The following is an 11,670-nucleotide window of genomic DNA, read 5'->3' as shown; positions in this document are numbered from 1 at the left end:
CATTTTGGCACTATAGTTCCAAAATCATAAAAACAAGACCGGAGACCCCGCCATGCGTCGCGCCGCCCTGTCCCTCCTCAGCCTCGCCGTGCTCCTGGCCGCCTGCGGCGAGCAGGACAAACCCACCGCCGCGGTCAGCGCGGACTTCCAGAAAGACCTGCAGGCCCGGCTGATCAAGGCCAAGCCCGGTGACGTCATCGCGATCCCCGCCGGCACCTACCACCTCGACCGTGGCCTCAGCCTCAAGGTCGACGGCGTGACCCTCCGCGGCGACGGCATGGACAAGACCATCCTCAGCTTCCGCAACCAGAAGGCCGGCGCCGAAGGGCTGCTGGTGGACGCCTCGGACTTCACCATCGAGAACCTGGCCATCGAGGACAGCAAGGGCGACGCGCTCAAGGTGCTGGGCGGCAAGAACATCGTGATCCGCAACGTGCGCACCGAATGGACCAACGGCCCGGCCACCGAGAACGGCGCCTACGGCCTGTACCCGGTGCAGACCGAGAACGTGCTGCTGGAGGGCAACGTGGCCATCGGCGCCTCGGACGCCGGTATCTACGTCGGCCAGTCGCGCAACGTGGTGGTGCGCAACAACCGCGCCGAGCGCAACGTCGCCGGCATCGAGATCGAGAACACCATCGGCGCCGACGTCTACGACAACGTCGCCACCGGCAACACCGGCGGCATCCTCGTCTTCAATATGCCCAACCTGCAGCAGCCGGGGCGCGGCACCCGCGTCTACAACAACGAGGTGCAGGGCAACAACCACGACAACTTCGGCCACAAGGGCACGCCGGTGGCCAGCGTCCCGGCCGGTTCCGGGGTGGTGGTGAACTCCAACGACGACGTGGAAATCTTCGACAACAGGATCGGCGACCACAAGACCGCCAACGTCATCATCAGCAGCTACTACAGCACCAACTACTCGGACAAGGCGACGCAGCCGAACTTCGACCCCTACCCCGAAGGCATCTACATCCACGGCAACACCTTCGGCCCCGGCGGCGACAGCCCCGACCACCTGGAGCTGAAGGCGCTGAAGATCGCCAAGTTCGGCCTCAACGGGCGCCTGCCGGACATCCTCTGGGACGGCTACGTGAACCAGAAGAAACTGGTCGACGGCAAGCTGCCGGAGGAACTGGCCATCTGCATCGACAACGGCGAGGCCGGCATCGTCAACGTCGACGGCCCCAACGGCTACAAGAACATCAGCACCGACATGAGCGGCCACCGCTGCAAGCTCAAGCCGCTGCCGAAGATCGAACAGGCCGGCCTGGGCGAGAAGGGAGGCAAGGCATGACGCGAGCCGCCTGCGCCTGGTTGTCGCTCGCCCTGGCCGTGGCGCTGGCCGGGTGCGGGCAGCAGGCGAAGCCGCGCTACCAGCCCGAGGGCGACGACTACCCGCAGACCTTGAGCGGCTGGGGCATGCTGCACTTGGGCGACGGCCACCTGAAGCCCGCGCCCGAGGTGCTGCCCTACGACCTCAACACCCCGCTGTTCACCGACTACGCGCACAAGCTGCGCACCGTGTGGATGCCCGAGGGGCAGGCGGCGAAATACGCCGAGGACCACTTCGACTACCCGCTGGGCACGGTGCTGACCAAGACCTTCTACTACCCCACCGACGGCAAGGGCCAGTTGCTGGAGAACTCGCAGGACGACCGCGACCCGCAGCAGGGCCTGGACCTGGCCAGGGTGCGCCTGGTCGAGACCCGCGTGCTGGTGAAGCAGAAGGACGGCTGGACGGCGCTGCCCTACGTGTGGGACGCCGAGCAGAAGGAAGCGCACCTGGAACTGGCCGGCGACAGTCAGGCCCTGGAACTGCAGGACGCAGCCGGGCAGAAGGTGGCCTTCACCTACATGGTGCCGGACGCCAACCAGTGCTCCGAATGCCACGCCGAGACCAAAGGCGCCGGCATTGCCCCGCTGGGCCCCAAGGCCCGGCACCTGAACAAGGACTTCGCCTACGCCGAGGGCAGCGACAACCAGCTGCGCCACTGGCAGGCGCGCGGCTTCCTGCAGGGCTTGCCGGCGCTGGCGCAGGTGCCGCAGAACGCCCTCTGGGGCCACCCGCGCGCAGGCGAGAGCCTGGAGAAGCAGGCGCGCAGCTATCTCGACGCCAACTGTGGTCATTGCCACAACCCGAAGGGGGCGGCGCGTACGTCGGGGCTGTATATCGATGCCAGTGCCGAGTTGGGGGTGAACTACGGGTTCTGCAAGCAGCCGGTGGCGGCTGGCAATGGTACTGGTGGGCGTCGCGAGGATATCCATCCGGGGCATCCGGAGCTGTCGGTGCTGACCTACCGTGTCGGCAGTGACAAGCCTGGGGAGATGATGCCGGAGCTGGGGCGGGCGTTGGTGCACAAGGAGGGGTTGGAGGTGCTGGAGCGGTGGATTGCGGGGTTGGCGGGGGGGTGTATTTGAGGCTGGAGTTTTCCTTCGACTTCGGTGCGTGGGGGAGGGGCTCCGTTCCCTCTCCCCAGCCCTCTCCCTGAAGGGAGAGGGGGCTTGTCCGTGCCTGCGGATAAATAGGGTTTCAATCTGCGACTTCGGTTCCGGCTAACGCCATGGTCTGTGTTTCTGCCGAACGGTCCCCTCTCCCTTCAGGGAGAGGGTTAGGGAGAGGGCGCTCTACAGCCCAACACCAAACCCCCCCCGAAATTATTTGACCACCACACCCCAGGCAACCCCCGTTCGCGAGCAACCTCGCCCCAACGAAAGACCACCCAACCTTCTCCCCCCCTGTCACACCCCACCGTCTAGGCTATCCCCAGCCGGCGCCCCATTTCCGTGCACCCCCATGCCCGGCATGCACCCCCGGGCCCCGCGATGGTGCCCGGCGCCCGTGCGCAGCCCGTTCCACGGCCCCTGGCGGCTGGCACGGGACTTGCGCGGAAGCTGTGTCGCCCAGGCCCGCAGGAGGCCCGCCGTGTCGATCCATGTCGCCTTGCAGCACGTCACCCACTACCGCTACGACCGCGCCGTGAACCTCGGCCCGCAACTGGTGCGCCTGCGCCCGGCGCCGCACAGCCGCACGCGTATCCTCGGCTATTCGCTGAAGGTCGCCCCGGGCAAGCACTTCATCAACTGGCAGCAGGACCCGCAGGGCAACTACCTGGCGCGCCTGGTGTTCCCGGAGAAGACCGAGGAACTGCGGGTGGAGGTGGACCTGGTCGCCGAGATGGCGGTGTTCAACCCCTTCGACTTCTTCCTCGAGCCCTACGCCGAGCAGTTCCCCTTCGCCTACGGCGCCGACGAGCGGCGCGAACTGGCGCCCTACCTCGCGCGCCAGCCGGCCAGCCCGCGGTTCGCCGAATACCTCGCCGCGGTGCCACGCGACGCCAGCCCCACCGTGGACTTCCTGGTCGCGCTGAACCAGCGCCTGGCCGGCGACGTGCGCTACCTCATCCGCATGGAGCCCGGCGTGCAGACGCCCGAGCAGACCCTGGAGCTGGCCTCCGGCTCCTGCCGCGATTCGGCCTGGCTGTTGGTCCAGCTGGCGCGCCACCTGGGCCTGGCGGCGCGCTTCGTCTCCGGCTACCTGATCCAGCTCACCGCCGACCAGAAATCCCTGGACGGCCCCAGCGGCACCGAAGTGGACTTCACCGACCTGCACGCCTGGGCCGAGGTCTACCTGCCCGGCGCCGGCTGGGTGGGGCTGGACCCGACCTCCGGGCTGTTCGCCGGCGAGGGCCACATCCCCCTGGCCTGCAGCCCCGAGCCGTCCTCGGCGGCGCCGATCACCGGCGCGCTGGAGGAATGCGAGGTGCAGTTCAGCCACCAGATGCGCGTGGAGCGCGTGTGGGAAGCGCCGCGGGTGACCAAACCCTACAGCGAGGAACAGTGGCAGGCGATCCGCGAACTGGGTTCGCGCATCGACGCCGACCTCGCCGAACAGGACGTGCGCCTGACCATGGGCGGCGAGCCGACCTTCATCGCCATCGACTACCCCGACGACCCCGAGTGGAACACCGCCGCCCTGGGCCCGAACAAGCGCCGCCTGGCCGCCGAGCTGTTCCATCGCCTGCGCCGCCACTACGCGCCCAAGGGCCTGGTGCACTTCGGCCAGGGCAAGTGGTACCCGGGCGAACAACTGCCGCGCTGGTCGTTGAACTGCTTCTGGCGGCGCGACGGCGAGCCGCTGTGGAACAACCCCATGCTCTACGCCGAGGAAGGCCGCAGCTACGGCGCCGACGCCGCCCTGGCCGCGCGCTTCCTGCGCCGCCTGGCCGGGCGCCTGGGGCTGACCGGCGACACCCTGTTCGCCGCCTACGAAGACTGGTTCTACTACCTCTGGCGCGAACGTCGGCTGCCGGCCAACGTCACCCCGGAAGACGCGCGCCTGGACGACCCGCTGGAACGCGATCGCCTGCGCAAGGTGTTCGAGCGCGGCCTGGGCGAAGTGGTCGGCCACGTGCTGCCGCTGGCCCGCAGCGCCGCCGGCGACACCTGGGAAAGTGGCCGCTGGTTCCTGCGCGACGAGCACTGCCGGCTGATCCCCGGCGACTCGGCGCTGGGCTACCGCCTGCCGCTGGACTCGCAGCCCTGGGCCAGCGAGGCCGACTACCCCTACGTCAACCCCGCCGACCCCAGCCAGCCGCGCCCACCGCTGCGCCGCGCCGCGCAACTGCAACAGGTACGCGAGCGTATGCCCGGCGGCCCGGACGCCACGCGCCAGCCGCTGATGCACCAGTCCGCCGGCTGGATCACCCGCACCGCGCTGTGCGCCGAGCCGCGCGAAGGCCGGCTGTACCTGTTCATGCCGCCGCTGGCGGAGCTGGAGGCCTACCTGGAGCTGGTCGCCGCCATCGAGGCCACCGCCGGCGAACTGGGCTGCCCGGTGCTGCTGGAAGGCTACGAGCCGCCGGCCGACCCGCGCCTGACCAACTTCCGCGTCACCCCCGACCCGGGCGTGATCGAAGTGAACATCCACCCCTCGGCGAACTGGGGCGAACTGGTCGAGCGCACCGAATTCCTCTACGAGGCGGCGCGCCAGTCGCGGCTGTCCAGCGAGAAGTTCATGGTCGACGGCCGCCACGTCGGCACCGGCGGCGGCAACCACTTCGTCCTCGGCGGCGCCACCCCGGCGGACTCGCCCTTCCTGCGCCGCCCGGACCTGCTGCGCAGCCTGGTCAGCTACTGGCACAACCACCCCTCGCTGTCCTACCTGTTCTCCGGCCTGTTCATCGGCCCGACCTCCCAGGCGCCGCGGGTGGACGAGGCGCGCAACGACGCGCTCTACGAACTGGAGATCGCCTTCGCGCAGATGCCCGAGCCGGGCGCCGACTGCCCGCCGTGGCTGGTCGACCGCCTGCTGCGCAACCTGCTGGTGGACATCACCGGCAACACCCACCGCGCCGAATTCTGCATCGACAAGCTGTACTCGCCGGACAGCGCCAGCGGCCGCCTCGGCCTGCTGGAACTGCGCGCCTTCGAAATGCCGCCCCACGCGCGCATGAGCCTGGCCCAGCAACTGCTGCTGCGGGCCCTGGTGGCGCGTTTCTGGGCCGAACCCTACACGCCGCCGAAGCTGGTGCGCTGGGGCACCGAGCTGCACGACCGCTTCCTGCTGCCGCACTTCGTCGAGCAGGACTTCGCCGACGTGGTCCACGAACTCAACGCCTTCGGCTACCCGCTGCGCAGCGACTGGTTCGCCCCGCATTTCGAATTCCGCTTCCCGAAATACGGCGACTACGCGGTGAAGGGCATCGACCTGGAACTGCGCCAGGCCCTGGAGCCCTGGCACGTGCTGGGCGAGGAGGGCGCACCCGGCGGCGCCGTGCGCTACGTGGACTCGTCCCTGGAGCGCGTGCAGCTGAAGCTGAGCGGCATGGCCCCGGACCGCTACGTGGTCACCTGCAACGGCCGCCCGGTGCCGCTGCGGCCCACCGGCCAGGTCGGCGAATACGTCGCCGCGGTGCGCTACCGCGCCTGGCAGCCGGCGTCCTGCCTGCAGCCGACCATCGGCGTGCAGGCGCCGCTGGTCTTCGACATCGTCGACACCTGGATGCAGCGCTCCCTCGGCGGCTGCCAGTACCACGTCAGCCACCCCGGCGGGCGCAGCTACGACAGCTTCCCGGTGAACGCCTACGAAGCCGAGAGCCGGCGCCTGGCGCGCTTCTTCCGCCACGGCCACACACCCGGCAAGCTGAACGTGGAGGCGCCGCGCGCCGACGCCGAATTGCCGATGACCCTCGACCTGCGGCGGACATGAGCGCCGCCGCCCGCTAAAGTGAACAGGCCGCCTTGCACGCCGAGTCCCTGATGTCCGAGTTGCTCGCCCACTACCCGCTGTCCGCCACGGCGTACCACGAACTGCTGGACGCCGCGGGCGGCGTGCGCCCGCACTGGCAACGCCTGGTGCAGCGCCTGGAGCGCGCCAGCGCCGCGCAGCTGGAGCAGCGCCAGGCCCTGCTGGCGCGGCAGATCCAGGAAAACGGTGTGACCTACAACGTCTACGCCGACCCCAAGGGCGCCGACCGCCCCTGGGAGCTGGACCTGCTGCCCAACCTGCTGTCCGCCGAGGAATGGGCCGGCATCGCCGCCGGCGTGGCGCAGCGCGGGCGGCTGCTCAACGCGGTGCTGGCCGACCTCTACGGCGAGCAGCGCCTGCTCGCCGAGGGCGTGCTGCCGACCGAACTGGTCTACGGCCACCCCAACTTCCTCTGGCCCTGCGGCGGTTTGCCGGTGCCCGGCGGCATCTACCTGCACAGCTATGCCGTGGACCTGGCGCGCGACGCCGACGGCCGCTGGCACGTGCTCGCCGACCGCACCCAGGCGCCCTCGGGCGCCGGCTACGCCCTGGAGAACCGGCAGATCATCTCCCGCGCCCTGCCGGAGCTGTACCGCGAACTGCGCGTGCAGTACCTGGCCGGCTATTTCCGCACCCTGCAGGAAACCCTCGCCCACTGCGCCCCGGCCGACGGCGAGACGCCGCTGGTGGTGCTGCTGACCCCGGGGCGCTTCAACGAAACCTACTTCGAGCACCTGTACCTGGCGCGCCAGCTGGGCTTCCCGCTGGTGGAAGGCCACGACCTGACGGTGCGCGACGCGACCCTCTACCTCAAGACCCTCGGTGGCCTGAAGCGTGTCCACGCGGTGCTGCGGCGCCTGGACGACGACTTCTGCGACCCGCTGGAACTGCGCACCGACTCCGCCCTCGGCGTGCCCGGCCTGCTCGACGCCGTGCGCCGCGGCCGCGTGCTGGTGGCCAACGCCCTGGGCAGCGGCGTGCTGGAGTCGCCGGGGCTGCTGGGCTTCCTGCCGGCGGCCAGCCGCCGGCTGTTCGGCGAGGACCTGCTGCTGCCGGCGGTGCAGACCCACTGGTGCGGCGAACCGGGCGCCCTGGACATGGCGCTGGGCGAACTGGACCGCCTGGTCATCAAGCCGGCCTTCCCCTCGCAGAGCTTCGAGCCGCTGTTCGGCCACACCCTGGGCCCGGCGGCCCGCACCGAACTGTGCCAGCGCCTGCGCGCGCAGCCCCACGCCTACGTGGCGCAGCGCCAGGCGCAGCTGTCCCAGGCGCCGGTCTGGCAGCAGGCCGGCGCGCGCGGCGAACTGCAATCGCGCGCCATCGGCATGCGCGTGTTCGCCGTGGCCGCCAGCGACGGCCGCTACTGGGTGATGCCCGGCGGCCTGACGCGGGTGGCCTCGGCGGCGGACGCCGAAGTGGTCTCCATGCAGCGCGGCGGGGCCAGCAAGGACACCTGGGTGCTGGCCGACCGCCCGGTCCACGGCGAGCCGCTGCGGCCGCGCAACATAGGTGCGCGCGACCTGATCCGGCAGGACCCGTACCTACCCTCGCGGGTAGTGGAGAACCTCTACTGGTTCGGCCGCTACGCCGAGCGCTGCGACGACAACGCCCGGCTGCTGCGCGTGGTGCTGTCGCGCTACGTCGATGCCGACGGCGACGAGCAGGCCCTGCGCAGCGCGCTGGACCTGGCCGGTGCCATGGGCCTGATCCCCCAGGGCGAGGCGCCGCTGGAGCAACGCCTGCTGGCGGCCCTGCTGGACGAGCACTGGAGCAACAGCCTCTGCGCCAACCTGCGCCGCCTGCACTGGGCCGCCGCCCAGGTTCGCGGGCGGCTGTCGCGGGAGAACTGGCTGGCGCTGATGGAACTGCAGCGCGACCTGCAGGCGCTGGACGCGCGCGACACCGAACTGGGCGACGCCCTGGACTTCCTCAACCGCCTGCTGATGTCCCTGGCCGCGCTGTCCGGCTTCGCCCTCGACGACATGACCCGCGACGACGGCTGGCGCTTCCTGATGATCGGCCGGCGCATCGAGCGCATCCAGTTCTTCGCCGACGCCATCGCCGGCTTCCTCGACGGCGGCGCGGCCTGGGACCCGGGCGCCCTGGAATGGCTGCTGGAGCTGGGCAACAGCACCATCACCTACCGCTCGCGCTACCTCGCCGGGCCGCAGCTGATCCCGGTGCTCGACCTGCTGTTGCTGCACGAGCAGAACCCCCACGCCCTGTACTTCCAGCTGCAGGCCCTGGAGCGCTCCCTGGAACGCCTGCACCAGGAATTCGGCATGCCCCGCGAGCAGGAACTGGCGCTGCTCACCGCGCGCCTGCTGGCCTTCGACTTCGCCACCCTGGAGAACCCGCTGTTCGGCAGCGCCGGGCAGGACGAAGTGCTCGCCGGCCTGGCGCGCCTGCTGCGCGAACTGGCGCAGGGCGCCGGCCAGGCATCCGACCGCCTCGGCCTGCGCTACTTCGCCCACGTCGACGACATCAGCCAGCGCACGGTATCCACCTAATGGCCGAAGCCCAGCTTTCCCCAACGTCCGCGCCGGTGGCGCGCTACCAGGTGTTCCACGACACCCGCTACCGCTATGCCGCGCCGGTGTCGCTGTCGCAGCAACTGCTGCACCTGTGGCCGCGCGACTGCCCCCGGCAGCGCTGCCTGGGCCGCGAACTGCAGATCGAACCCGTGCCCACCCAGCGCAGCGACGGCTTCGACGTGTTCGGCAACCCGCTGACGCGCCTGGCCTTCGAACGGCCCCACGACGAACTGCAGGTGAACGCCCGCCTGCAGATCGAAGTGCTGCCGCGCCTGCCGCTGTACCCCTCGCCGGCCTGGGAACAAGTGGCCGCCGACCTGGCCTTCAGCGGCCGCGCCTTGTCGGCGCAGGAACTGGAGGCCTGCCGCTTCCGCATGGAATCGCCCTACGTGCGCATCAAGCGCCAGTTCGCCGAATTCGCTGCCGACTGCTTCCCCGCCGGCCGGCCGCTGCTGGAAGGCGCCGCGGCGCTGATGCAGAAAATCTTCGACGAATTCGCCTTCGACGCCGAAGCCACCCAGGTGGCGACGCCCCTGACCGAAGTGCTGGAACGCCGCCGCGGCGTGTGCCAGGACTTCGCTCACCTGATGCTCGCCTGCCTGCGCTCGCGCGGCCTGGCGGCACGCTACGTCAGCGGCTACCTGCTGACCCGCCCGCCACCCGGCCAGCCCCGCCTGATCGGCGCCGACGCTTCCCACGCCTGGGTCTCGCTGTACTGCCCGGCCAACGGCTGGGTGGACTTCGACCCCACCAACAACATCCTCCCGGCCCTGGAACACATCACCCTGGCCTGGGGCCGCGACTTCGCCGACGTCTCGCCGCTGCGCGGGGTGATCCTCGGCGGCGGCAGCCACGACCCGGAAGTGCGGGTGACGGTGATGCCGCATTGGGAGCTGGCGGTGTGACGGAGCAACACGGCCAGATTCCGAGGTGCTCTTCGTAGGAGCGAGCTTGCTCGCGAACGGTGCTTGCGAGTGACTGCTATGTGTCCGGTTGACTCCGCTCCCTCACCCCAGCCCTCTCCCGGAGGGAGAGGGGGCTGTTCGGCGTGGTCTGGAAGTTCGGCATCAGCCTGTAGGAGCGAGCTTGCTCGCGAACGGTGCTTGCGGGTGGCTGCTGTGTGCCTGGTTGACACCGTTCCCTCACCCCAGCCCTCTCCCGGAGGGAGAGGGGCCGTTCGGCGTGGGCTGGAAGTTCGGCATCAGCCTGTAGGAGCGAGCTTGCTCGCGAACGATGCTTGCGGGTGACTGCTGCGTGTCCGGTTGACACCGTTCCCTCACCCCAGCCCTCTCCCGGAGGGAGAGGGGGCCGTTCGGCGTGGGCTGGAGGTTCGGCATCAGCCTGTAGGAGCGAGCTTGCTCGCGAACGGTGCTTGCGGGTGGCTGCTGTGTGCCTGGTTGACACCGTTCCCTCACCCCAGCCCTCTACCGGAGGGAGAGGGGGCCGTTCGGCGTGGTCTGGAAGTTCGGCATCAGCCTGTAGGAGCGGGCCCTGCCCGCGAAACGCGCGCAGGGGAATGGCGTGGGTGGGGCAGCGTAGGATCGGATCTCATCCGCGAATCGCGCCGGTGGTTCCGGCTATCGCGGACAAGGTCCGCTCCTACGGTCTTGCGCCCTACGGGCAAGCGCTGTTCGTAGCTAGGTGTACCGGGATGACCCCGGATTCCCCGCCCGCTCAGGACAGCCCCCTCTCCCGCTTGCGGGAGAGGGTTGGGGTGAGGGCGCTCTTGAGCCTTATCGTGCGCAGGCCCAGCCCCTACCATACCGGCGGGCACGGCTTCTCGTAGGAGCGAGCTTGCTCGCGAATGAGCCCCGCGGCGAAGTCTGTTCGCGAGCAAGCTCGCTCCTACGAAGAGCACCTCGGCGCAGCCGGCAAAAGAGTCGCTCCGTCCCACCCGCCGGGCAAGCCGCGAACGGCGTGCTAGCTTTTCCCTGGTCATTTCCCAATCAACGGATGGGCCAGGCAATGGGCGACACCAACATCGTCAACGTGGGTACGGAGAAGTTCAACGAAATCTGGACGCTGGTGCAGCAGTACGCCCTGGCCTTCGGCATGAAGATCCTCGCCGCCATCGCCTTCTGGGTGATCGGCCGCTGGCTGATCGGCCTGGCGGTGGGCATGGTCGAGCGGGCCCTGGCCCGGCAGAGCGTCGACCCGACGCTGCTGCGCTACGTCGGCTCCTTCATCACCGTGACCCTCAACATCGTCCTGGTGATCGGCATCCTCGGCTACTTCGGCGTGCAGACCACCAGCCTGGCGGCGCTGATCGCCGCGGCCGGCGTGGCCATCGGCATGGCCTGGTCGGGGCTGCTGGCCAACCTCGCCGCCGGCGGCTTCATCATCGTCCTGCGGCCGTTCAAGGTCGGCGACTTCATCACCGCCGCCGGCGTCACCGGCACGGTCAAGGAGATCGGCCTGTTCGTCACCGCCATCAACACCCCGGACAATGTGCTGACCCTGGTGGGCAACAACAAGATCTTCGGCGACACCATCCAGAACTACAGCCACAACGACTTCCGCCGCGTCGAGCTCAAGGCCCAGCTGTCCGGCGCCGCCGACTACGCCGCCGCCGCGGCCCTGCTCAAGGAGCGCATCGCGCAGATCCCCAACGTGCTCGCCGAGCCGCCGGTGGACGTGGAAATCCTCGAGTTCAACCTGGTCGGCCCGGTGCTGGCGGTGCGCCCGTACTGCCACAACGACAACTACTGGCAGGTCTACTTCGACACCAACCGCACCATCAAGGAAGCCCTGGGCACCGGCTTCCCGGCGCCGATGCCGGCGCAGACCATCATCGTGCAGCAACCCGCCGGCTGAGCGCCGCGCCTTACACAGGGGCACCGCAAGGGTGCCTCTGGTGCTTCCGAATGCGTTTTCCTACGCCGT

General features: G+C 69.6%; 6 protein-coding genes. All 6 read left to right on the top strand.

Annotated features, from left to right (window positions below; translation table 11 throughout):
• Window positions 1–52 precede the first annotated feature (52 nt).
• The 6 genes from ACTWJ5_RS28990 (at window position 53) to ACTWJ5_RS28965 (ending at window position 11,601) form a co-directional block, all read left to right on the top strand.
• Entirely contained in the window at window positions 53–1,300 is a 1,248-nt protein-coding gene (locus ACTWJ5_RS28990) for a parallel beta-helix domain-containing protein (protein WP_074983324.1), read from the top strand.
• On the top strand, window positions 1,297–2,424 hold the full coding sequence (locus ACTWJ5_RS28985; protein WP_444437031.1) for an SO2930 family diheme c-type cytochrome: 1,128 nt from the start codon (window positions 1,297–1,299) through the stop codon (window positions 2,422–2,424). The genes ACTWJ5_RS28990 and ACTWJ5_RS28985 overlap by 4 nt, the downstream gene beginning before the upstream one ends.
• A gap of 505 nt (window positions 2,425–2,929) precedes the next feature.
• Window positions 2,930–6,214 (top strand): transglutaminase family protein, encoded by a 3,285-nt coding sequence (locus ACTWJ5_RS28980; RefSeq protein ID WP_444437030.1) that lies wholly within the window; start codon window positions 2,930–2,932, stop codon window positions 6,212–6,214.
• 50 nt (window positions 6,215–6,264) lie between these two features.
• Window positions 6,265–8,763, top strand: a complete 2,499-nt coding sequence (locus tag ACTWJ5_RS28975) for a circularly permuted type 2 ATP-grasp protein (RefSeq protein WP_301500815.1) — start codon at window positions 6,265–6,267, stop codon at window positions 8,761–8,763.
• The gene (locus ACTWJ5_RS28970; RefSeq protein ID WP_116424236.1) at window positions 8,763–9,692 is read left to right on the top strand and encodes a transglutaminase family protein; all 930 of its coding nucleotides are present in this window, start codon (window positions 8,763–8,765) and stop codon (window positions 9,690–9,692) included. The genes ACTWJ5_RS28975 and ACTWJ5_RS28970 overlap by 1 nt, the downstream gene beginning before the upstream one ends.
• A 1,060-nt stretch (window positions 9,693–10,752) precedes the next feature.
• Window positions 10,753–11,601, top strand: a complete 849-nt coding sequence (locus ACTWJ5_RS28965) for a mechanosensitive ion channel family protein (protein WP_074985138.1) — start codon at window positions 10,753–10,755, stop codon at window positions 11,599–11,601.
• The last annotated feature ends 69 nt before the right edge of the window (window positions 11,602–11,670 follow it).

The organism is Pseudomonas sp. A6 (genome assembly GCF_052367875.1).
Taxonomy (GTDB): domain Bacteria; phylum Pseudomonadota; class Gammaproteobacteria; order Pseudomonadales; family Pseudomonadaceae; genus Pseudomonas; species Pseudomonas citronellolis.
The sequence above is the reverse complement of the archived record's forward strand: the minus strand, read 5'-3'. Positions and strand labels throughout refer to the sequence as shown.